The 24,654-nt window shown below is 37.2% G+C and carries 18 protein-coding genes; all 18 read right to left on the bottom strand.

The genetic code is table 11. The features are described from left to right. Window positions 1–2: 2 nt before the first annotated feature. The 18 genes from BMW64_RS04135 to BMW64_RS04050 all read right to left on the bottom strand — a co-directional run bounded on the left by BMW64_RS04135 (window position 3) and on the right by BMW64_RS04050 (window position 24,651). The gene (locus BMW64_RS04135) at window positions 3–1,355 is read right to left on the bottom strand and encodes a DEAD/DEAH box helicase (protein WP_089998635.1); all 1,353 of its coding nucleotides are present in this window, start codon (window positions 1,353–1,355) and stop codon (window positions 3–5) included. A gap of 177 nt (window positions 1,356–1,532) precedes the next feature. After that, complete coding sequence (locus tag BMW64_RS04130; RefSeq protein WP_089998633.1) at window positions 1,533–3,182, bottom strand: ABC1 kinase family protein; 1,650 nt, start codon at window positions 3,180–3,182, stop codon at window positions 1,533–1,535. Window positions 3,183–3,262: 80 nt separating this feature from the next. Next, the gene (locus tag BMW64_RS04125) at window positions 3,263–3,595 is read right to left on the bottom strand and encodes a transposase (RefSeq protein ID WP_089998630.1); all 333 of its coding nucleotides are present in this window, start codon (window positions 3,593–3,595) and stop codon (window positions 3,263–3,265) included. Between the two features lie 2 nt (window positions 3,596–3,597). After that, window positions 3,598–4,035 carry a transposase gene (locus tag BMW64_RS04120; protein ID WP_089998629.1) on the bottom strand — a complete coding sequence of 146 codons (438 nt, stop codon included), beginning with the start codon at window positions 4,033–4,035 and terminating at the stop codon, window positions 3,598–3,600. Between the two features lie 493 nt (window positions 4,036–4,528). Continuing rightward, on the bottom strand, window positions 4,529–6,028 hold the full coding sequence (locus BMW64_RS04115) for a carbon-nitrogen hydrolase family protein (protein ID WP_089998627.1): 1,500 nt from the start codon (window positions 6,026–6,028) through the stop codon (window positions 4,529–4,531). A gap of 729 nt (window positions 6,029–6,757) precedes the next feature. Further along, the gene (gene guaA, locus BMW64_RS04110) at window positions 6,758–8,287 is read right to left on the bottom strand and encodes a glutamine-hydrolyzing GMP synthase (RefSeq protein WP_089998624.1); all 1,530 of its coding nucleotides are present in this window, start codon (window positions 8,285–8,287) and stop codon (window positions 6,758–6,760) included. Between the two features lie 355 nt (window positions 8,288–8,642). Continuing rightward, complete coding sequence (gene purD / locus BMW64_RS04105) at window positions 8,643–9,881, bottom strand: phosphoribosylamine--glycine ligase (RefSeq protein ID WP_089998622.1); 1,239 nt, start codon at window positions 9,879–9,881, stop codon at window positions 8,643–8,645. 117 nt (window positions 9,882–9,998) lie between these two features. Beyond that, complete coding sequence (gene purH, locus BMW64_RS04100; RefSeq protein ID WP_089999255.1) at window positions 9,999–11,516, bottom strand: bifunctional phosphoribosylaminoimidazolecarboxamide formyltransferase/IMP cyclohydrolase; 1,518 nt, start codon at window positions 11,514–11,516, stop codon at window positions 9,999–10,001. Window positions 11,517–11,931: 415 nt separating this feature from the next. Further along, window positions 11,932–12,504, bottom strand: coding sequence for a phosphoribosylglycinamide formyltransferase (gene purN, locus BMW64_RS04095; protein WP_089998621.1), 573 nt, complete (start codon window positions 12,502–12,504; stop codon window positions 11,932–11,934). Between the two features lie 74 nt (window positions 12,505–12,578). Further along, window positions 12,579–13,571 (bottom strand): phosphoribosylformylglycinamidine cyclo-ligase, encoded by a 993-nt coding sequence (gene purM / locus BMW64_RS04090; RefSeq protein WP_089998620.1) that lies wholly within the window; start codon window positions 13,569–13,571, stop codon window positions 12,579–12,581. A gap of 264 nt (window positions 13,572–13,835) precedes the next feature. Beyond that, a complete protein-coding gene (locus tag BMW64_RS04085) occupies window positions 13,836–14,387 on the bottom strand; it encodes an NADPH-dependent FMN reductase (RefSeq protein WP_089998618.1) in 552 nt (183 codons plus the stop codon). A gap of 193 nt (window positions 14,388–14,580) precedes the next feature. Then, window positions 14,581–15,309 carry a pirin family protein gene (locus BMW64_RS04080; protein WP_089998617.1) on the bottom strand — a complete coding sequence of 243 codons (729 nt, stop codon included), beginning with the start codon at window positions 15,307–15,309 and terminating at the stop codon, window positions 14,581–14,583. Between the two features lie 200 nt (window positions 15,310–15,509). Beyond that, complete coding sequence (locus BMW64_RS04075; RefSeq protein ID WP_089998616.1) at window positions 15,510–16,928, bottom strand: MFS transporter; 1,419 nt, start codon at window positions 16,926–16,928, stop codon at window positions 15,510–15,512. Beyond that, complete coding sequence (locus tag BMW64_RS04070; protein WP_089998615.1) at window positions 16,928–17,443, bottom strand: nuclear transport factor 2 family protein; 516 nt, start codon at window positions 17,441–17,443, stop codon at window positions 16,928–16,930. The genes BMW64_RS04075 and BMW64_RS04070 overlap by 1 nt, the downstream gene beginning before the upstream one ends. Window positions 17,444–17,580: 137 nt before the next feature. Further along, window positions 17,581–19,431, bottom strand: coding sequence for a glycoside hydrolase family 13 protein (locus BMW64_RS04065; RefSeq protein WP_089998614.1), 1,851 nt, complete (start codon window positions 19,429–19,431; stop codon window positions 17,581–17,583). A gap of 260 nt (window positions 19,432–19,691) precedes the next feature. Then, window positions 19,692–21,848 carry a glycoside hydrolase family 97 protein gene (locus tag BMW64_RS04060; protein WP_089998612.1) on the bottom strand — a complete coding sequence of 719 codons (2,157 nt, stop codon included), beginning with the start codon at window positions 21,846–21,848 and terminating at the stop codon, window positions 19,692–19,694. Between the two features lie 82 nt (window positions 21,849–21,930). Beyond that, complete coding sequence (locus tag BMW64_RS04055; RefSeq protein WP_089998611.1) at window positions 21,931–23,040, bottom strand: SusE domain-containing protein; 1,110 nt, start codon at window positions 23,038–23,040, stop codon at window positions 21,931–21,933. Window positions 23,041–23,058: 18 nt separating this feature from the next. Continuing rightward, window positions 23,059–24,651 carry a RagB/SusD family nutrient uptake outer membrane protein gene (locus BMW64_RS04050; RefSeq protein ID WP_089998610.1) on the bottom strand — a complete coding sequence of 531 codons (1,593 nt, stop codon included), beginning with the start codon at window positions 24,649–24,651 and terminating at the stop codon, window positions 23,059–23,061. Window positions 24,652–24,654: the final 3 nt, after the last annotated feature.

Here is a 24,654-nt window from a genome sequence, read left to right as displayed (position 1 = left end):
TTTTATTTCTTTCTTTTAGATTTCGAGATTGCTTTTTGCTGAGCCCTGTTTGCCCCAAACTTTTTGGGTGCTTTTCTTTTAGACGGGCCTCCCCAGTTTTCTTTTGTATTCTTTGCCTTCTTCTCATGGAAAGCTCCCCCACCATCGTTTAATTTTACCTGAGCAGGATTTTTCATAGCGATCTGTTCTTCTTCTGATGCTATCTTTTTAGGATTAATCTTCACTTCTTCAGGGAAGTCAATGAATTTTAGCTCCTTATCCATCAGCAATTCAATATCAAGAATCAGCGGTTCTTCCTTTTTCGTAACAAATGTTACCGCTTTCCCGTCTTTATCTGCTCTACCCGTTCTACCGATTCTGTGGATATACTGCTCGGGAACATCCGGAGTTTCAAAATTGATTACATGCGTAATATCTGAAATATCCAGACCTCTTGCCATTACATCCGTAGTAATCAAACCTCTTATTTCTTCATTTTCAAAGCGTTTCATCGCCTTGAGCCTGTAATTTTGTGATTTATTCGAGTGAATAACATCAAACTGTTCAGGGAAAAGCTCATCAATTTTATTAAAAAGAAGATCTGCATTTTTCTTGTTATTATTGAAGATTAAGACTTTCGACATATCTGAATCTTTCTTCAACAAATGTTCAAGAAGATTGATTTTGGTATTAAAATTCTCAACTTTATAGGCAGTCTGTTCAATCTTTTCAAGGGGAGTTCCTGATTTCGCCAGTGAAATTTCAACCGGACTTGCAAAATATTCGTCCAGCATTTCATCTACCGCTTCCGTCATGGTAGCAGAAAAAAGAATATTCTGTCTCTTTTCTTTCATCATTTCAAATATATGCGTCAGCTGAGGTCTGAAACCAAGATTCAGCATTTCATCAAACTCATCGATGATCAGCTTCTGAACTTCTTTTAAAGAAATAGCATTATCGATCGCGAGATCCATTACTCTTCCGGGTGTTCCCACAAGAATATCACAGCCTCCGTCAAATAAAAGCTTTTGCGTATTGATATTTTTCCCACCGTAGATACCGATTACTCTTGCAGTGATATTTTCTGTCAACGTTTCAAGAATTTCCGTTACCTGAACAACAAGTTCTCTGGTAGGAACAAGAATAAGAACTGTAGGATTTCCGTTTTTATTATATTTCCAGCTTTTGAGAACAGGCAAAAGATACGCCAGTGTTTTTCCTGTACCGGTCTGTGCAATTCCCATGACATTGCGTCCTGAAAGAATTGGCTTCAGACTTTTTTCCTGAATGGGTGTAGGTTCGAATAATTCCAGATCTGCTAAAACATCAAGAATTTTAACGGGAAGTTCAAAATCTGCAAAAGTGAGTTTTTCCATTTTGCAAAGATAGGTAATTAATTTTTTAAACTTTGGCGAGAAGTTTCGCAGATGGATAATGGTAGTTTTTTGGAATAGAGATGCTTCAACAAGCTCAGCATGACACTTCTGATTCTAACTGTTTAAAGAAAAATTTATAGCGATATCATGCTGAGCGAAGTCGAAGCATCTCAACAATTATTTTCTTGTAATCCTTAACAGAATAATAATAACCAGTAAAATTGAAAAAATAAATCCCAGCACCGCCACCAAAGACATTTCACCGACCTTTGGTCCAGATTCAGAAACAAAAACAATCGCCGTAGCAATGATATTGGCACCAAGAATCATCGCAAGCATTAAATTAACAATACTTGACTTTATTAATTGATTCGTTTTTTCGATATTCTTGATCTCACTGGAAACCGTGAATTTATTCTCGTCCAATTTCTGCAGAACAGAACGCAATTCCCTTGGGATTTCATCTACATTATCTGTAAAATTCATCACTTTATCCATGCCTGTCTTGAGAATATTCTGCGGACTAATTTTCCTGGCAAATATTTTCTTGGTATACGGATGTAAGCTTTTCACAACATCCAGATCCGGATTAATGGTTCGGCCAACGCCTTCGATCAGGCCTATTCCTTTGAATAAAAGATAAAAATAATCGGGCATGTAAAGACGGTTATCTTTCAGGACATCCTTCATCTTATTCATAACCGCATGAGGATCAATTTCCTTGAGCGAAGTGCTGTGAACGAATTCCAGGATATCTTCAACATCACCTTCAAACCTTCTTTCATCGGGGATCTGATAGCTGATTGCCATTTTCTTAAGATAGCGTACAATCTTATGAGGATTTTTGGCAACGAAACTTACGATAAGATTTTCCAAGACTTCCTTATCATTGGGAGGAATTTTACCTACCGCTCCGAAATCTATGAAAACAACTTTTCCGTCTTTTTTAACCAAAATATTTCCGGCATGAGGATCTGCATGAAAAAAGCCGTAATCGAGAATCTGTGAAACAAAAAGTCTCAATCCGGTTTCTGAAACATTTACAGGATCTATAGAATTGGCTAAAAGCGATGCTTTATCTGTAACTTTAATCCCATCAATAAATTCCATACACAGAACATTATTGTTGGAAAATTCTTCATAGACTTCCGGAACATACGTTTCTTTATTATTCTTAAAATTCCTTCTGAACTGAAGAATATTTTCTTTCTCATTGATTAAAGAAACTTCTTCCAGCAAAGATTTTTCAAATGTTGAAATAGCCTGCTTGAGATTAAGTTTATCGCCGATTTCAGAATATGATGAAATGAGTCTTTCAATATCTTTGATGAGCAGCAAATCATCTTCTATGACCACCTGTACGTCCGGTTTTTTGATCTTTAAAATAACCGGCGATCCGTCTGTCAATGTAGCCTTGTAAACCTGTGCAATGGAAGCCGTGGCTAGAGGATCTTTCTGAATATCGGAAAAGTGATCGGCAACAGAAATATTGAATTCATTTTCAAGGATTTCAGCGACATTCATTTCAATTTTATCAACCTTATCCTGAAGTTTCTGCAGCTCCTGAATCAATTCCGGTGGAAGAAGATCTTCCCTGTTGCTGAAGGTCTGGCCAAGCTTTACAAAAGTTGGTCCCAACTCTTCAAGAGCCAGCCTTATTCTCTCATAAACGGTATCTTTTGAAATAATTTCTTCCGGATTGTTGGAAATTTCAACAGGTTTATTTCCGACGTTCATCCTTGACAAAAGATCTTTAAATCCGTATTTACTCAATACGGAAATTAATTTGGCAGATCTTTTCAGTTTTCTTTGTTGCTTGTCAAACATAATTATAAAAATAAGAAAAACAAGCCACAATTATTTCAAAAACCATTCCTAATAAACGGATTACTGAGTAATAAACAGCTTTAAACGACAAAAAGTTTTTTCCATCTTGAAACGGTATTACGGCTAAGTTTGTAATGTAAAGCAAGCTTGGTATTATTGAGGCCGTGTTGTTTCTGAAATTCCAGAATCTTAATAATGGTCGATTTGCTGTAAGATCTGTGCTGCTGATTAGATTTAATAATATCTTTTGATACCGGAGCAAATATGATATTGTTAATGGCAATAACATCAAGCTCTGAAAATGTCTTTTTATTTAATATTTTCTCACAAAGCTTCTTCTTTTCCGGGAACTTTTTTTCCAGAATGTCGGTATATATTCTTTTGAAATCGGGCTGAGAAGTATTCTTTTTCATTGTTAATCATTATTAATATTTCCGTATTTCTTAGTCCATCTGTGTAGTGTCGATTTTGGGATTCTGTATTCTTTAACGATCTGAGGCATTGTTTTTTCCTGAGTTTCGATAAGCTCAACAATAAAATCGATGACTTCGCGGGTATAGATACTCTTCCTGAAATTGGGAAGCTGAGATTTTTTTTCTTCCTGCTTATCAACCTTGGAAGGCGGGGCATAGAGGATAAGATGTTGAGAATATATTCTGAAGAAATCGTATTCCAGAAGCTTGCTCCATCTCATGAGAATATCACTGTCCAGGCTTTTTGACTGATACATTTCTTCGATTTGTTCTTTTGTAGATTTCATGAATTTACAAATTCGTTCCAGATCAGTTGCCGTATCTGCTACACGGGTTTGTATGATGCTTCCTATGTGTATTTCTTTGTAGTCAAATTTCATCCTAATTGGTATAATATGTGAAAATTATGGTGTATAGTTTTTTACTGAATAAAATAAATTTCGGCGATTTGTTTAAATTTTAAGAAAGTTTACTATTGAAAATATTTTATCACCGAGTAAAGAGTTATAAAAAAATTGTTGTTTCATGGTATATTTTATGATTTTATTTTTAAAATTAAAAATTAGGGTGTGATATTAGCTGTACTTAGACTAAACTATTTTTACAAATTTAAATAAAACTAAATGATAATACAATATATTTAAAATATTGATATTTAAATATTAATATTACAAGCATTTCAGTTGACATTGCTCTTCAAAATTGTTTTATTATTATCCATCAATAAGATGATTACGAGACAGATACTATATCAAAAGTTTTACAATGTTGATTTCATCTGAAATTTTCTAAAAATCCAGACGCTCAAATGAAGTTTAAACATAAATAAAAACCTCCCGTTTCGAGAGGTTTGAATATTGTTAAAAATAAACGCTATTTTAAGTAAGTTTCATAGAGATCTTTTCTACGGTCTTTCATTACCTGAACAGAGCCATGGTGATGAAGATCTTTGAGAAGATTTAAATCCACATCAACAATGAGGGTCATTTCTGTATTCGGGGTAGCTTCTCCTTTGATTGCATTCGATGGAAAGGCAAAATCTGACGGAGTGAAAACCGCTGCCTGACCAAACTGAATATCCATATTATTAACTCCCGGAAGGTTTCCGACGCATCCCGCAATGGCAACATAACATTCGTTTTCAATGGCTCTCGCAGCCGCACAGTGGCGAACTCTCATGTATGCATTCTGAGTATCGGTAAGGTATGGAACGAAAAGAATTTTCATTCCTTCATCCGCAAGAATTCTCGGAAGTTCGGGAAATTCCACGTCATAACAGATTACCAGTCCGATTTTCCCGCAGTCGGTATCGAAAACCTTGATTTCGTTTCCACCCTTCATTCCATAGTATTTTCTTTCGTTTGGGGTGATGTGAATTTTCCTGTATTCATCGGTTCTTCCGTCGCGGTGCAGGAGATAACTTACATTGTACAGTTCATTGTTTTCGAAAACAGGCATGCTCCCTGAAATGATATTTACATTATAACTGATGGCCAGATCAGAAATTTTCATTTTGATCTCTTCCGTTAATTTTGCCAGCTCAATCATACTGTCACGCTCAGAAAGTTTGTTAAAAGGAGCGAGCAGCGGAGTGTTGAACAATTCAGGGAAAAGGACAAAATCGGCTTTATAATCGCCCATCACATCAACAAAAAACTCGACCTGCTCGTAGAAAGCATCAATATCTTTAAAGTGTCTCATCTGCCACTGTACAAGTCCCAGACGGATAATGCTGTCCTGCATGGTGTTCGGTTTTTTGCTGTAGTATATATTATTCCATTGCAGGAGCACCGCATTTTCTTTTGACGATTCGTCTTCGGGAAGATATTTTTTCAGCACTCTTATGGGCAGAAAATTGTTGGAAAGCTGAAATGATAAAACGGGATCATAGATTTCCTTATCACGAACCCTGCGGATGTATTCCCTCGGTGATAATTCACTATGCTTATGATAGTTCGGAATTCTTCCTCCTAAAATGATAGATCTCAAATTCAGTAATTCGCAAAGCTCTTTGCGCGCATCATATAACCTTCTTCCCAGGCGAAGCTCACGAAATTCCGGGTCGACAAAAACTTCGATTCCGTACAAGACATTTCCTGTGGAAGTATGGGTATTAAATGTATAATTGCCTGTAATATCGCTGTAGGTATGATCGTCTCCGAACTCATCATAATCAACAATGATGGAAAGCGCTACAGCTGCCAGCTTACCATCAACCGTAATGCAGATCTGTCCCTGAGGAAATATTTTGGTTAGTTTCTCTATACTTTTTTTAGACCACACATATTCTGACATTTGTGGATAAGCCCTCTTCATTGTCTCTACCAGTCCTGGATAATCTTGAACAGTGAGTGTTCTTGTTTCAATTTGCATTTGATGTAATTTTACCTAAATTTAGTAAAAATCTGACACTTCTTCCAGCTACCTGAATATTTTTCCTTCCATTTTATAAATTATGTTATAACTGTTTACAATTGTGCTAACAACATTTTTCCTAAAGTTGCTAATACCTTAAATGGAGTCCTCATATTTAAACTAATGGTGCGAATATTTAAAATCACAATGTGAATATCTTAAACAACGTTGCTAATATCTAAATCTACACTGCTACTATTTAAAATGACATCGCGAATATCTAAATCTACACTGCCAATATTTAAAATGACATTGCTAATATTTAAATCAACAGTGTTAATATCTAAGTCAACAATGCGAATTTATAAAGCCACATTGCTAAAATATACAATGACAATGCTAATATCTAAACTTACATTACGAATATCTAAGCCAACGGTGCTAACATCTAAAATAACCTTACTAATATTTAAACTAATATTGGTAAAATATAGAATGATGGTTTGAATATTAAACCGAAATTATAAGAATCGCCAAGACTGATAAATAATTCTAATACTACGTTTAGATCCCTACGGGATGACAAAAGAAGTTTACGAATGTAGTTCATGAGGCCGTAACCAAAAAGATATAGTACTTCGACAGGCTCAGCATAAACTCCAAGCTGGAAAAGCTTCTAATAATTTCAACCATTAAACCAAAAAATCCCGCCCGAAGGCAGGATTTATATGTAAATTCAAATCAAAACTATTCCCACTCAATGGTTGCAGGCGGTTTGCTTGAAATATCATACGCTACTCTGTTGATTCCTCTTACTTCGTTGATGATTCTGCTTGAAACGGTATCTAAAAACTCGTAAGGAAGTCTGCTCCACGTGGCTGTCATGAAGTCGATGGTGTTGGCAGAACGCACAACTGCTGTATATTCGTACGTTCTCTCATCGCCCATTACGCCGACCGATTTTACCGGAAGAAGCACAACGAACGCCTGGGAAACTTTTTCATATAAATCATTTTTATATAATTCTTCAATGAAAATATCATCTGCTTCCTGAAGAATTCTTACTTTTTCAGCATCAACGGCTCCCAATACTCTGATTCCCAAACCAGGACCCGGGAAAGGATGTCTGTGTACCAAATGATGAGGAATTCCAAGCTCTTCTCCTACTTTTCTTACTTCATCTTTAAATAATTCTCTTAGAGGCTCAAGGAGTTCAAACTCCATTTCTTCGGGAAGACCACCTACATTGTGGTGAGACTTGATCACTGCTGAAGGGCCATTCACGGACTGGCTTTCAATAACATCGGGATAAATTGTTCCCTGAGCTAAGAATTTGGCACCTTCAATCTTATGAGATTCTTCATCAAAAACATGAATGAATTCGTTTCCGATGATTTTTCTTTTTGCTTCAGGGTCATCAACTCCGGCCAGCTTAGATAAAAATCTTTCGGAAGCATCTACCAGCTTAATGTTCATATGGAAATGTTCTCCATAGTTATCCATCACTTTTTTGCCTTCATCTTTTCTTAAAAGCCCTGTATCAACGAAGATACATGTCAGCTGATCGCCGATAGCCCTGTGAATTAATACGGCTGCAACAGAGGAATCTACCCCACCGGAAAGTCCAAGGATCACTTTCTGATCTCCTACTCTTTCACGGATTTCGGCAACTGTTTTCTCGATATAGTTTGTAAGCTTCCAGTTTTTTTCTGCATCACAGATTCCGAACACGAAATTCTCCAACATTTTTCCGCCTTCTTCGGTATGGGAAACCTCCGGGTGGAACTGCACGCAATAGATTTTCTTGTCTTCATTGGCCATGGAAGCAATTACGCCTGATTGTGCATTCAACTCAAAGCCTGGAGGCAATTGTCCTACTTCATCAAAGTGGCTCATCCAAACGATAGAATTGTTGGTAACGCCCTTTAACAAAGAACTTTCTTTTACGATTTCAAGATGAGCTTTTCCGTACTCACCTTTTACGCCTTTATGTACTTTACCGCCTAAAAGGTGTGCCGTCAACTGCATTCCGTAGCAGATTCCCAAAACAGGAATTCCCTGCTCATATAGTTCTTTTTGTACCAGATGGGCATTTTCTGCATTTACAGAACTTGGCCCTCCTGAAAGGATAATTCCTTTTGGCTGCTTTTCTAAAATTGTTTCTAATGGTGTATTGAAAGGCAAAATTTCAGAATATACTCCCATTTCACGTATCCTTCTTCCGATAAGCTGGTTGTACTGTGATCCGAAATCTAATATGATAATACCGTTGTTCATTTTTTATAATTGATGAATGATGATTGATAAATGATGAGTTTTTAATTATTTTAAACCTTTAAAAGAGTATTTGTCATTACATAGGAATCTAAACATTTACATTTTTATCATTGCAGTAGAGATTCCTACGAAATGACAAAAATCGGGTTTATTTTAAATTAAAATTTAACTCAAATATTTTTAATTAATCTTTTACGTTTTGGCTAAAGCCGATGTGATTTCTTTTTTGTTAATCGGGCTTCCTTCGACAAGCTCAGGATGACATTGCCCGATCCTATTGATGGAAATCTTTTAAATGATGAAACCTTTACAAAAAAAGACCTGGATTTCTCCAAATCTTTTTTCGTGATTTATGTTAGAACTTTCCGATGTCTTCTCTGTAGAAGCCGTAATCGAAATGTACATGACTTGCATCTTCGTAAACTTTCTTGCGAGCATCTTCATAAGTGGCCCCAGTCGCTACGATGTTCAGTACCCTGCCTCCGTTGGAAACTACTTTATCACCTTTCCTGATGGCACCTGCGTATAAAAGCTTGCTGTATTTCATTTTGTCTTCTCCTACAATCTCGAAACCTAATTCGATATTTCTAGGATATCCTCCTGAGCACATTACCAGGCAAACGGCTTTTTCGTCTTTAAACTTAAGTTCGATCTCTTTCCCGTCCATACAATCCTGGATAACATCAAGAAGATTGTTTTCCATTAAGGCCATTAATACCTGCGTTTCAGGGTCTCCGAATCTCATGTTATATTCCAGAAGATACGTTCCGTTTTTGGTGACCATTAATCCGAAGAAAATGATTCCTTTAAACCCGAGGCCTTCTGCTTTAAGCCCGTTAAGCGTAGGCTGCATAATATTTTTTTCAAAGTCTTCGTAGTGGGTCTGCGTAAATTCAGGGCTTGGAGCAACACACCCCATCCCTCCTGTATTCGGTCCGGTATCGCCGTTTCCTGCTTTTTTGTAGTCTTTGGCAGCAACACAAGGGAAAAGTTTTTCCCCGTTTGAGAAAGCTATGATTGACGCTTCAAACCCTTCCAGGTATTCTTCGATCACTAAACGGATTCCGGCATCTCCAAAGATCCTTCTGATCATGAAATCATGAATGGTAGCTTCCGCTTCTTCCACAGTATCGCAAATCACGACACCTTTTCCGCCAGCCAGTCCGCTCGCTTTGATTACCAGAGGATATTGCTGGGTCTGAACATACTGTTTAGCCTCATTGTATGAATCAAATACTTCAGCTTTTGCTGTTTTGATATCATAGGTCTGCATGAATTTTTTAGAGAAAGCCTTACTTCCTTCGAGGCTTGCCACTTTGTGAGCGGGACCAAAAACTTTAAGATCGTGTTTTTTAAATTCATCCTTCAAACCGGCTACCAGCGGTGCTTCGGGACCAACGATCGTTAAATCAATCTTTTCTTTGATTGCGAAATCTCTCAGTTCTTTAATCTCTGATAAATGAACATTTTTTCCTATTACATCAGTGGTCGCGTTTCCGTTGGCGAAAAACATCTTAGTAATTCTCGAATCATCCTGAAGTTTAACAGCCAAAGCAGATTCTCTTCCACCTTCACCTATGATTAATATTCTCATACTTTATTTAATTATCTAGTCTATAATTTACAAATATATAATTTTGAATGCTATAAATACAATCTCAAAATATAATTTTAGCCAATTGCCAATTGCTAATAGCTTATTGCTTTTCAATTAATGTAAGAAGTGTCTGATTCCGGTAAACATCATCGGAATGTTGTGCTCATTGGCTGCATCAATGCTGTCCTGGTCTTTTACACTTCCTCCTGGCTGGATGATCGCTGTGATACCTTCCTGAGCGCAGAAATCTACTACGTCACGGAAAGGGAAAAATGCGTCCGAAGCCAACACCAATTCGCCTGAGAACTTTTCTTTGGCTCTTTCAATTGCCTGTTGGGTTGCCCAGATTCTGTTTACCTGTCCGCCACCGATTCCGAAAGCCTGAATTCCGTTGGAAACTACAATAGCATTTGATTTAACGTATTTTACTACTCTCTGAGAGAATAATAATGCTTTTTTCTGCTCTTCCGTAGGCTGAGTTTCAGTAACGACTTTAATATCTTCAGAGAAGATACTGTCGTTGTCCTGAACAAGAATTCCTCCGTCGATCTTCACCCAAGTCTGTTTGTCGGAAACAGGGTTTACGATTTTTATAATTCTTACATTCTTTTTCTTTCTTAAAATTTCCAGCGCTTCCTCATCAAATTCAGGAGCCATTACGATTTCAAGGAACGTTTTATTTAATTCTTCTGCTGTTGCTGCGTCGATTTTGTAGTTCATTGCAACAATTCCGCCAAAGATAGAAACAGGATCGCATTCGAAAGTCTTCTGATACGTTTCCAACGCTGAAGTTCCGATCGCAACGCCACAAGGTGTGGAATGTTTTACAGCACAACAAGCCATTTCTTCTTTGAACTCTGTTACTACTTTCCAGCAAAGATCCATATCACGAAGATTGTTGAAAGACAATTCCTTACCTCCCAATTGCTCGAAATCTTTCATGGCACCGTTTTCGAAAGTAGAAACGTAGTAAGCGGCTGTCTGATGCGGGTTTTCACCATATCTCAGGTCAGAAACTTTTTTGTAAGAGGCATTTAAATAAGTTGGATAGTCTTCTTCCAAAAGCATTCTTGAAATCGCTGCGTCATACGCAGAAGTAAGATTGAATACTTTTCCTGCGAGTTTTTTACGGGTTTCGATGTAGGTATCACCGTTTTGCTCCATTTCGATTTTTACCGCCGCATAATCTTCCACGTCAGTAATTACCGTTACAGAATCAAAGTTTTTGGCCGCAGAACGAAGCATTGAAGGACCACCTATGTCGATAAATTCTACTTTTTCATGTAGAGAAATGTCTTTGTTTACATTTTCAAAGAAAGGATAAAGATTCACGATCACCATGTCGATCAGTCCAATTTCATGTTCCTGAACGGTTTTCATGTGCTCTTCGTTGGAACGAACGGCCAATAATCCACCGTGAACTTTCGGGTGTAATGTTTTCACTCTTCCATCTAACATTTCTGGGAAATCGGTCACCTCATCAATCTGAATCGGATTTAAACCAGCATCTTTCAAATGTTTGAATGTTCCTCCTGTAGAGATCAATTCATAATTCTGGGCTTCGAGAAACTGTGCGAATTCGATCAATCCGCTTTTGTCAGAAACACTGATTAAAACTCTTTTTTTGCTCATCTTACTTTCAATTTTTTCTTTGTAATTGTTCTTCATTTACAATTTGATAGGACTTTCATCCTATCCTGATGTAGGTCGTCCTTTCGGGACTTTCATTTATAATCTGATAGGATTTTCATCCTATCCTAATGTAGGTCGTCCTTTCAGGACTTTCATTTTACAATCTAATAGGACTTTCATCCTATCCTGATGTAGGTCGTCCTTTCAGGACTCCACGACTTAAAGAACTTTTACTTTCAATTACTTTTTACAGCTATTTCAAACTGTGGACCGGTTCTTTCACCTCCGGTCTATTATTTTTACTTAGATTTTCTTGTTTTTCGAAATAATAAAATCTAATTGTGCTTTGTATTAATATAATAATGTATCAGTATAACAATGTATCAATCATTTAGATTGGTAAATTGTTACATTACTAAATTGGTACATTATTTAATACTTTGTTTATGGCTTTTGGGAAAATTTCATACTCAATTTGATGAACTTTTTCTGCTACGGTTTCCGGAGTGTCATTTTCTGTAATTTCAAATGATTTCTGAAGAATAGCTTCTCCTTCATCAATTCCTGACGTTACAAAATGTACCGTGGCTCCGCTTTCTTTTTCCTTCGCTTCAATTACCGCATTGTGAACATAATGTCCCCACATTCCTTTTCCTCCGAATTTCGGAAGCAACGCCGGATGAATGTTGATTATTTTACCGTTCCACTTTTCACAAAATTCTGGTTTTAGAATTGAAAGAAATCCTGCCAACACGATTAAATCTGTATTTTCAGGAATCATTTTACTCAATTCACTGCTGAAGTTTTTGCCTCTTTGAATCAGAACGTTGTCTATATTATGATTTTTTGCTCTTTCAAGTCCGTAACAATCCCTGTCAGCCACTACCAACGATATTTTTGCATTCCGGATTTCTCCGCTATCAATGGTATCGATAATTCGCTGAAGATTGCTTCCTGAGCCTGAAACGAGTACAACTAGGTTTTTCATAGATTAATGTAACAATGTATCAGTTTATCAATGTAACAATGATTCAATTGGTACACTGGTACATCGATAAATTGTTATATTGATAGTTTGATTTTTTCGCTGCCTTCTGTAATTTCTCCGATTTCGTAGGCATCATCAAGAAGGTGCAATACTTTTTCTGCGTGTTCTGAATCTACTACCAGGATCATTCCGACACCCATATTGAAGGTTCCGAACATTTCATCACGGGCTACGCCACCTCTTTTTTCCAATTCAAGCATAATACTCGGAATTTCGATTTTTGATGCCTCGATTGAAGCACAAAGCCCTTCAGGAATAATTCTCGGAACGTTTTCGTATAATCCGCCACCGGTGATGTGGGCAATACCACATACTTTTACTTCTTCAAGAACTCTATGAATATCCTTATAATATAATCTTGTAGGAACTAAAAGTGTCTCATATAAAGGCTTTCCTTCAAATTCTTCATTGAAATCAGGGAAAACTTTTCTTACGAGTGAAAATCCGTTGGAGTGAAATCCTGAACTTGGTAATGCAATAATTTTATTGCCTGGTTTTATAGTTGAACCGTCGATGATCTGGTCTTTTTCAACGATTCCTACGCAGAATCCTGCAACGTCGTAATCTCCAGGCTGATACATTCCCGGCATTTCGGCAGTTTCTCCACCGATCAATGCACAGTTGTTATCTTTACATGCTTCTACCATTCCTAAGACGATTTCAGCTGCAATTTCAGAGTCTAACTTCCCGCAGGCAAGATAATCAAGGAAAAACAATGGCTTTGCGCCGTGGCAAAGGATATCATTGGCGCACATTGCGAAACAGTCTACACCAATAGAATCATATTTTTTAGAATCTAAGGCTACTTTCAGCTTTGTTCCTACTCCATCGGTTCCGGAAACCAAAACAGGGTTTTTGTATCCTCCGATTTCATAAAAAGCACCGAAGCTTCCCAAATGGTTCAATACATTGGAATTGTGAGTTTCTCCAACTGCTTTTTTGATTTTGTCAACGGTTTTGTACCCTTCTTCTTTGTCTACTCCTGCAGATTTGTAAGTGTTGCTCATATTATTAATGTAAGAGTGTATCAGTTTAACGATTAACAATGATTATTTGTTAATGTGCTAAATTGGCACAATTTATTTCTATTTTTAGTTCTAATTTCGAAAATAAAAAAGCCGACAATCTTGGTAGATTATCGGCGTTGTATTATCTCAGAATTTCAGAGCCCACAATATTCCCTTTCTTGGAGAAACATTCTTTAAAAGTGGTCTGAATATTCATCTTTTTTTCTTTTTGCAAAGATATTAATTTTAAATTAATATTCAAATCTATTTTTCAAGGATAATTTCTACTGCCGAAATTTTTGCAATTTTTTCCTTCAATTCGCTGTCTTTCTCTTCATTAGAAATTTTCTGAGCTGATTTGTCAAAATTATCATTGAAGAAAGGTAGCGTAAAGGTATCAACAATATTTCCGCCGTGCAGTGGAAAACGTTTTGCTGCCGCTTCTAAAACACCCAATCCTCCTCTTGCTCCGGGAGCTGTTGCCATCAACAGCATTGGTTTTTCATTCCAAACTGCTCGATCTTTGATTCTGGAGGTCCAGTCGAATACATTTTTGAAAGCTGTAGAATATGTTCCGTTGTGTTCGGAAAGAGAAACTAAAAGTATGTCTGCAGCATCAATTTTTGAAGCAAAATCCATCGCTTGCTGAGGCACGCCATTTTCCACTTCGCGCTGATGTTTGTAGATCGGCATTTCAAATTGATTCATATCTACGATTTCCACTTCTGCATTCTGAATGAGTGAAGCTGCGTAAGAAGCTAAAAGTTTGTTGATTGATGTTTCGGAATTGCTTCCGGCTATAGCTAAAATTTTCATTGTTTTTTTATCTATTTAAAGTATGTTGTTATTTGTTTTGAATTTAACGCAAATGTCCGCAATGTTTTTTTTATTAGCAAGCGTTTTATTTCGTTCACTATTTTGCTTAACCACCCCGTCAAAAATTCTTTGAATTTTCGCCACCCCTCCAGAGGAGTGGAATTTTTTACTGTGGGAAAATTATTTGTTTTTATTATCTTAAATATGATGGTAATTCCATCGGAACTTCCATTAAAAGAATTTCGGTATCCTCTACTGCTTCAATATTGAAACTTTGGGTATCCCAAATTCCCAGTCCATCTCTTTCGTTTAATACCCTGTCGCCAATTTTTGCACTTCCTTTTAAAACAAATGCATATACCCCGTTTCCTTTTTTATGAAGCATATAATTTTTACCGTTTCCTTTGGTAAAATTGGCCAGATTGAACCACGCATCCTGATGAATCCAAACTCCGTCGTCATTTTTATCCGGTGATAGAATTTGCTGGAATCCATTAATCTTCTCGCCTTCTTTGATACTTTTCTGATCATACCTCGGTTCAACATTCATTTCTCTTGGGAAGACCCATATTTGTAAAAATTTTACTTCCTCATCTTTATTTTTGTTGTATTCGCTGTGCATTACGCCGGTTCCGGCACTCATGACCTGAATCTCTCCTTTTCTGATAACGGCTGTTGTACCCATGGAATCTTTGTGTTCCAGATCACCTTCCAGAGGAATAGAAATAATTTCCATGTTTTTATGCGGATGCGTTCCGAAACCCATTCCCTGGGAAACGGTGTCGTCATTTAACACTCTCAAGACTCCGAAATGGGTTCTTTCATGGTTTTGGTAGTTTGCAAAACTGAATGTATGGTATGAATTCAGCCATCCATGATTGGCGTGGCCTCTTGTGTCTGCTTTATGATATACTGTTTTCATATTGTGATTATTTATGGTACAAATGTACATTCAATAAATCGGTAAGGTGTTGATGTAGGATAAGAATGGATTTAAGCTAATTTTTGTAAGGAATTTAGAAACTATATGTATTTAAACTTCGGCTAGAGCCATTTATGTGATATATAAAAAGCGGACTAAAGTCCGCTCCTATTGATTATTTATATGAAACAAAATTTCAATTAAAAATGTACCTGCTGAATCTCTTCTTCAATTTCCTTTGGAGTATCATGTTCTGATTTAATAAAAATCATTGTTAAAACAGCACCCAACAGCATACATATTCCACCGACTACGATATAATCAATTGCCATTTTTCCGAAAATTCCACTTACGATCGGGCCTCCAAAAATTCCGTTGATGATCTGAGGAATCACGATAAAGAAGTTGAAAATCCCCATATAAACCCCCATTTTCTTTTGTGGAATTGAATCGATCAGCATGGCATAAGGCATAGCTAAAATACTTGCCCAGGCAAATCCAAGTCCGACCATTGAAATCCATAGATAATGAATGTCTTTAATGAAATACATGGCAATCAGCCCCAGTCCTCCGCAGGTAAGTGCTAACGCGTGTGTCTGCTTTTTACCTATAAATTTAGCTATCGGCGTTAAAGCAAAAGCAAAGAAAATGGCATAGAAATTATAGCTTCCGAACAAACTTCCTGTCAAGTCTCCGGCTTTATTAAATTCCGCAGAATGGGTATCATCAGGTGAAAGTCCGAAATGATGTGTTGCTAATGCACTCGTTGTAAAAACCCACATTGTAAACAAAGCAAACCAGGAAAAAAACTGTACAATTCCCAATTTCTTCATCTGGGAAGGCACATTGGCAAAATCTTTAAAGATATCTGAAAGCTTTGATTTGTCTTCTACTATTTCCTTTCCGCCTTCAAATGAGGCAAATTCTTCCGGTGAGTATTCTTTAGTGGTGATAATCGTGTACAGAATCGATAATATCAGTACTGCCGCTCCAATGTAGAAAGCGTAGATCACGTTATCTGCCACAAATCCTTTAGGCGCCTCATTGGAAATTCCCATTTTGGTCAACCAGCCCGGCAGATCTGATCCGATAACAGCACCAATTCCTATGAGAATCGTCTGAACTGAAAAGCCTATCGTTGCCTGATGTTTCGGCAGCATATCTCCCACCAAGGCCCGGAAAGGTTCCATAGCTACGTTGATGGATGCATCCATCATTGCTAAGAAAATGACAGCCATTAACAAAACGTTTGCGGCCATCATCTGCGTTGCTGAAGCTGCATTTGGAAGCATCACCAATCCAATGGCGCACAAAACCGCTCCTATTAAAAAATAAGGTTTTCTTCTTCCCAGCGGGCTCCAAGTATTGTCTCCCATATGACCGATGATTGGTTGTACAATTAATCCTGTTATAGGAGCCACCAGCCAAAACCACGACAACTCATGAACATCTGCCCCAAAATTTGCCAAAATCCTGCTTGCATTTCCGTTCTGTAATCCAAATGCCATCTGAATTCCCAAAAAGCCCATGCTCATGTTGATGATCTGAAGCATGGACAGGTTCGGTTTTTTTGTTTTACCAAATTTACCTGTAACGTATTTTCCTTCTATCTCAGCCATTATTTTTGCTTCAGTTTTTCGATTAACATATCTTCTATCGGGGTTTTAATTTCAACAACTTTATCTACGACTTCGTTGGGAACAGTTACCGAAAGAACATATTGTTTCACTTTCCATTGTCCGTTGATCTTTTCAACCACACCTGAACCACGGCAGATCTTCATCTGAGTATCCAGTAATTCATCAAACCAGGCTAGTTTTCCATCGTTGCTTAAATAAATATTTCTTTTTAATGATGTGAAATCCCATGTTCTTTTTTTGTCGAAATGAGGTTTAGCCCAGATCATAAAAGCTTTTTTATCCCAGACTTCCGTTGCATCTGTTCCGATAAAGGTAGATTCATCTGCGAAATAATTGAAATAGGTTGTAAAATCTGCTTTTGCGGCTGCGACATTGAATCCGTCGAGCATTGCTGCGATTTCTGCTTTTTCTTTTTCAAATTTTGTTTGAGCCGAAATGTTTGTAAAGCTCAATATACATATGATGAAAGTAAAGAATATTGTTGTTTTTTTCATATTTAATTTTTGTTTTTAACGCAAAGAGCGCTAAGAATTTTTTTTTAGATTTCGTCTAATATTTTCGTTCGCAAAGGTACTTCGACAAGCTCAGCATAAACTATCACTCAGCAAAGATTAATGAATATACTTTTAATTTACTTTAATTCAATGATCATAGATGTTTTTGCAGGTATTGTGAGATTATTCTGTAATGAAAATTCTTTATCGGAGATGATATCTTTTCCTTTTGAAAATCCTTTTAATGATTCAGCAAAATGCTTCAAATCCAATGTCTGCTCTGTTTCATTATTATTTAAAATGACCATCACACTTTCTTTTTCGTTATATCTAAAATACACAAAAACATTATTCTGCGGGACGAAATTTTTAGTTTTTCCGGTGTGGATAACTTCTTTTCCTTTTCTCCAGTTCAATAGTTTTTGGGTGAACTGATAAAATTCTTTTTGTTCAGCAGTCTGCTCTGAAGGGTTAAAAGCGTTTACTTTATCAGACTTCCAGCCTCCCGGAAAATCTCTTCGGATATCTGCATCCCCACCTTTATTTTTATCACCCCGCATTCCGACTTCTGACCCGTAATAAATCTGTGGAATTCCGCGGACTGTTGATATTAATGTTAATCCTAATTTATAAGCTTTCGGATCATCATTGAATATTTCATTCCATCTTTCGGTATCATGATTTTCAAAGAAAACCATAACGTTGTTGATATCAGGGTAAAGGAAATCACTTGCCAGACTGTTGTATATACGATTCATTCCGCTGTCCCAGCCTTCTTTTTCCTTTAATGCTTTTGGCAGATCACCGTACAACATAAAATCCATTACCGACGGAAGATTAGAATTATAATTTGCCGCTTCACCGGTTTTAGAATCTTTTTGCCATGCAGAAATATATGCCGCCGTATTCAGCCAGGTTTCCCCTACGATGTTAAATTTCGGATATTCATCGGTAATCGCTTTCGCCCATTTAGCCATCGCCTCTTTATCGTTGTAGGGATAAGTATCCACACGAAAACCTCCCAGATCTGCGTATTCAATCCACCAGATGGCATTTTGGGTAAGATATTTTAAAACTAAAGGATTCTTTTGGTTAATATCGGGCATTGTTGTATCAAACCATCCGTCCAACGCTAATTTTTTATCAATATCGGAAGCATTAGTATCAAACTGTGTCGTTGTTTTGTAATTGGAACGTTCAAAGCCATTTTCTTTGTCATTAAACCAATGGATCCAGTCTCTTGTCGGCAGATCTTTGATCATCCAGTGTGAAATTCCCCAGTGATTGGTGACATAATCCATCACGAGCTTCATGTTTCTTTTGTTTAATTTTTGGGAGAGTTCACGATACTCTTCGTTGGTTCCGTAGCGGGCATCTATTTTATATAAATCGGTCTGTGCATAGCCGTGATAAGAATATACTTTTTCATTGTCTTCATTCACCGGAGTAAGCCATACTGCTGTTGCTCCCAGATTCTGAATATAATCGAGATTGTTGATAATTCCTCGTAAATCTCCGCCATGACGTCCGTTGGGAAGGCTTCTGTTTGCTTTTTCCGTTAAGTCAGGACTTGAATCATTTTTCTCATCACCATTGGCAAAACGATCGGGCATGATCAGATACATTAAATCCTTAGATGTAAAAGATTCCCGGTCTGCAGAATGGGGCTCTCTTTGCTTTAATTCATAAGTGTAAGAGCTGGTTGTTTTTTTGCCTTTTTTAGTATTTATTTTAAACTTGGGAACATTGATCTCATTGGTATTTACGGTTATAAAAACGTAATTCGGATTTTCAACTTTTTGGATATTCTTGATTTGAACTCCGTCTGAAATTTCAAGTTCATCATTTGCAATATTTTTTCCATAGACCAGGATCTGTAGCTCAGGATTTTTCATTCCTTTCCACCAAAAGGCCGGTTCTACTTTTTGAATTTGCGAAAATGCAACCGATGCTGCCGATAAAGCAAATATGGTATATATTTTTTTCATTTTATGATTTTTAAAACGTTAACAAAGATTCAACTTTGAACGAGTCGTTTGTCTGGTGTATATTATTAGCTCCGATAGAAACGGAATCCTTTTTTGTTACGGCCAAAACATAAATCAGAGGTTTACGAACGCAGTTCAGGAGGTCGTAACAAAAAAGATACAGTACTTCGGCAGGCTCAGCATAAATTCCAAGCGGAAAAAAGCTTCTAAAAATAAAAAAACTTTGTCAAAGATTAAACTTTGACAAAGTTGATTATCCATTATAATGGTTTTATTGAAATTGCAAAACCGCCGCTTCGTGCCATTTTAAAATTGATTTTAGACTTGCTTGTAATCTGTTTTTTATAAATGTGATAACTTTGAGGATTGTCGATGTAATCTGCATCTTTGCCGTCTTCATAAATTGTCGCTTCGTACTTTTTACCTTTATCCAAGAAAGAGAAATCTACGGAATAATCACGTTTGTTTTCATCCGTAATACCACCTACAAACCAGTTTTCTGTTCCTTTTGCTTTTCTTGCAGTGATGATATAATCTCCAGGTTCAGCTGATAAAATTTTGGTATCGTCCCAATCGGCTGCCACATCTTTGATGAACTGGAAAGCATCCATGTGTTTCCTGTAATTTTCAGGAAGGTCGGCAGCCATCTGAAGTGGCATATACATTACTACATAAAGTGCTAACTGTTTAACTAAAGTTGTTTTTACAAAACGTTTGTCACCTGGAAAATAGTAATCCAACTTAGTCTGGAAAATTCCTGGTGTGTAATCCATTGAGCCACCCATCCATCTTGTAAAAGGAAGAATCGTTTGGTGATCGGGATTATTTCCGCCAAAAGCTTCGTATTCCGTTCCACGGGCTGCTTCTGCAGAAATATAGTTCGGATAGGTACGGCTTTCTCCGGTAGGTCGCACGGATTCGTGAGAATTGACCATAATTTTATACTCATTGGCTTTTTCTGCAATTCTGTAGAAGTGATTGATGGTCCACTGAGAATAATGATGTTCTCCACGAGGAATCATGTCGCCTACATATCCTGTTTTTACGGCATCGTAGCCATATTTATTCATCAACTGATACGCTTTATCTGCCCATCTTTCGTAATTTGTAGCAGAACCAGAGGTTTCATGGTGCATGATCAGCTTGATGCCTTTTGAATGCGCATATTCATTCAGCATTTTGATATCAAAGTCCGGATAAGGCGTGATAAAATCAAAAACAAATTCTTTTGAATGTCCGAACCAGTCTTCCCAACCGATATTCCAGCCTTCAATTAGAAGACCTTGGAAACCGTTTTCCGCTGCGAAATCGATGTATTCCTTAACTTTTGTGTTGTTCGCACCGTGTTTTCCGTTAGGTGTTAATTTAGAAAAATCAGTTATCCCAATACGCACATTTGATTCCGGCTGACCGTAAGCCCACTGCGATTTTCCAATGATCATTTCCCACCATACGCCCATGTATTTTGTAGGATGAATGTAGGAAGTATCGGTATATTTTGTAGGTTCATTCAGGTTGAAAAGCATTTTAGAATCCATTACCTCTTCTGCTTTCGGAGCGGCAATAATGGTTCTCCAAGGCGTTACGGAAGGAGTCTGGATATATCCTTTTGCCCCTTGTCGATCCGCTGTAAGATGTGTTTTGAATTTAAAATTAACCGCATCCACCTCAAGATGGGAAGCCGGATAATCTAAAACGGCCGCTTCTGCAACGTTGATATATAAGGGTTCTTTACCTTCCTGCTTCAGCATTACCGGTGACTGCACTGCATTTTTTATCAAAGTCTGCGAAGCATTGGCATCTGCGGCTTTCGGCCATCTGGCAGGAATCTCGGAAAGTTTTGTTTCCTGGTACTGGTATTCCTGAGAATCATAATCGGCAACGATCCACCAGGCTTTCATATCTGTTGGGAAATCGATCTCGGAATCCTCTTCACGGATCACGAAATAATTCAGGTTTTTCTGCTGTGGGAATTCGTATCTAAAGCCCAATCCATCGTTAAAAAGCCTAAACTTAACGATAATATTTCTGTCAGTGGTATCCTGGTGAAGCGTAACCGCTAATTCATTATAGTTGTTAATATAATTTTTCTTTTCTCCCAGAACCGGCTGCCAGGTTTCATTCTTAGCATCACGTTTCTCGTCAACTTTCGTAAAGCCGTTATTAAGATCAAATTTTACATCTTCCGGTTTTGCGATTTCAGATGCAAATTTGATGGAAGTATCTTTAAATAATCTCAGCCCCAATTTTGAATCTTCAACTATTGTTTTACCGTTGTATTTTAAATTATAGTAAGGTACGCCCTGCTTCAGCTGAAAATCCATTTCAAATTTTCCATCCGGCGATTTTAAAGATTGTGCATTAACACCCGCAAACATCATTGAGAACAATAATGCCCCCATTGTAATTTTCTTCATAATGATTATTTATAAACTTTAAAAATAAAGAAAGTGCTGCCGAAAAGCAACACTTTGCTATGTTATTCAACTTAAATTAATACTATAATGGTTGTATTTTGTAAACTCCCAATTTTACATCAACTGAAATTTTATAACTTCCTCCAGTTCCATCAAACTTAATATTTCCATTGCTTCCTTTAGGGCCTAAATATCCTGTATTCCCATCGGCTGTAATATTTCCCCAATCCAGATCTCCCCAGCTTTGTTGTCCTAAAAACTTAAATTCAGAAGCAGCCGGAAGTGCCACAGTATATTCAAATTTACCATTTCCCAAGCTTGTCATCGGAATTGCCGTTCCTGCATTCCATCCATTGACCGTTCCTACTAAGTATACATTGGCAGGATTCCATGTATTGACAGGAGAAGCCGAAACTGTAATAGATTTTACCGTAGCATCAGCGTCTATCTGCACCTTATACATTCCCGAAGCTCCGGTAAACTGTATATTTTCAGGTGTAGAAGGTGATAAGTTGGTAGACCATGTTTTAAAATACCTGTTTCCGGCGTTCATTCCCGCAACATCCAAACTGTAGTTAAGAGGTCCCCAGTCCTGTTGCCCCAGGAATCTGAAAGATTTACCATTTTCGAGATAGGTATAAATGGTAGAAAGGTTGTCTTTTTTATAAAGCAATTGTGCTGTTCCCGCATCCCAGCCTACAGCGGATGCATCGCCTACTATATAAAATGATGGATAAGCTGTCATATAAGGCTGAACATTGATCGTTAAAACATTAGAATTAACAGGATTATAACTACCTAATTTAGAAGATAATCTTACTTCTATATCAGTAGCAATATTGGGAGCAAGCCCTGCATCTAACATCATATTATTAAAATCAGCAACCGTATAGCTAACTTTTTTAGCTCCATCTGCCAAATCAACATTTTTTGGATTCGCAAAGTTTGTTCCTTTAACCGCAATCTGCAACTGATTTTTTTGCGCTACTGCTACTCCATAATCAGGATTACTCCAATCGAATGTAATGGCAGTTTGAGATTCATTATCTTTTATTAAAACTAAAGTAGTTTTATCTGCTTTAAGACTAGATGCAGACGGATTCTGTAAAACAGCCTGATCTTCATCTTTTTCACAAGAAGTAATAAAAAATGTTATTACTAAGAGAGTGAATATTTTAAATAAATGTTTCATTTTTTTTAGTGTTTTTTATTAGTACCCAGGATTCTGAACTAAATTAGGATTCGCCACAATATCATTAGCAGGAATTGGGAACAAGCTTCTATAATCCTCAACTGCTTTCCCATCTTTCACCCCGCCTTTCCATGGCCATAAATATGACGACGATGTAAATTTACCATAACGAATTAAATCAGTTCTTCTTGTTGATTCCCAAGACAATTCTCTCGCTCTTTCATCCAAAAAGAAATCTGTGCTAATAGAGCCAACAGTATTTGCTCCTGCTCTAGTTCTTAAAGCATTCACATAATCCAAGGCTGTCGCTGTGCTACCTCCGGAACCACCTCTTGCTACCGCTTCACCATACATCAAATATATATCTGCCAATCTATACAAAGGAATATCCGCATCTACAAAATCACCTGACGCATCCGAGCCTGGAGCACCGTTTGAGAATTTTATATTTTTATATTTTATGAATGCATACCCATCTGTAAAAGTGCTTACGTTGTTTATCTCTAAATTTTGACCGTTGGTATAAAAATTACCTCTCTGGTCATTTGAAGCGAACAAATTAACAAATGCTTTTGTTGTTCTTAAACCGCCCCAGCCTCCGTTGATCCCAAACTGAGAAGCTGGCATAGAACCCCCAACTGCTGCATGAACCATGAAAGTCGACCCACCATAAGTTCTTGTACTTGTACCATCGTAATTTACAGATAAAATAACTTCGGGGTTATTTAAATTGTTATCTGCCATAAACAATGATGCATAGTTTGTTTTTAATGAATATCCGCTGCTGATAACTTTATTACAATAGGTGATACAGTCTGTATATCTTGCTGTACCTGTATACACCTGAGCATTAAGGTATAATCTTGCTAATAATGCCCAAGCCGCTGCTTTGTCTGCTCTGCCATATTCGTTTGTTCTTGCATCTTTCAAATCATTAGCGCAAGCCAGAAGTTCTGATTCTACGTATTTGAATAATTCTGCTCTCACAATTCTTGGCGGGGGAGTATTGATTATATCAGTAGTTTCAGTAACGTAAGGTACATTTCCGAACAAATCCAACGCATGATAATATGATTGTGCTCTCAGAAAACGAGCTTCAGCACGCATATATTTTGCTTCAGTAAGATTACTACCCGTAATACCATTAGAAGAAAGCTTCTCATCGGTTGTATTTTTGATAAATTCATTACTTATTGCAATAACATTGAATATTCTGTAATAAATGGCGGCAACAAACGGGTTTGAAGCATTCCATGTCATACTATGCATTTCCGGAAGGCCAGCGTCTGCCCAGGCTATAACTGCTTCGTCAGTAGTTAAAACCTGCATACTATACATTTGACGAAGATAATTGGAAAATCCGCCATCAATACCTCCAATATCAGTATTTGCGTCTCCATTATTCTGATCTCCTTGCCCGCCAATTGCAAAACCTGCATAGATTTTTGCCAAAGCAGGTTTGTAATTATTAAAATCTTTGTATAACACAGAAGAAGTTAGTCCTAAAGTAGGTTCTTGTTCAAGATCTTGTGTACATGAACCTGTGAAAAACAGAGTTCCTAAAGTAATTGATCCTACAATAATCTTTTTATATAAATATTTATTTTTCATGTT

It is taken from the genome of Chryseobacterium taichungense (assembly GCF_900109935.1).
In the GTDB taxonomy this organism is placed as follows: Bacteria; Bacteroidota; Bacteroidia; order Flavobacteriales; family Weeksellaceae; genus Chryseobacterium; species Chryseobacterium taichungense.
Note: the sequence above shows the minus strand (reverse complement) of the source record. Positions and strands in the feature narration are given on the sequence as shown.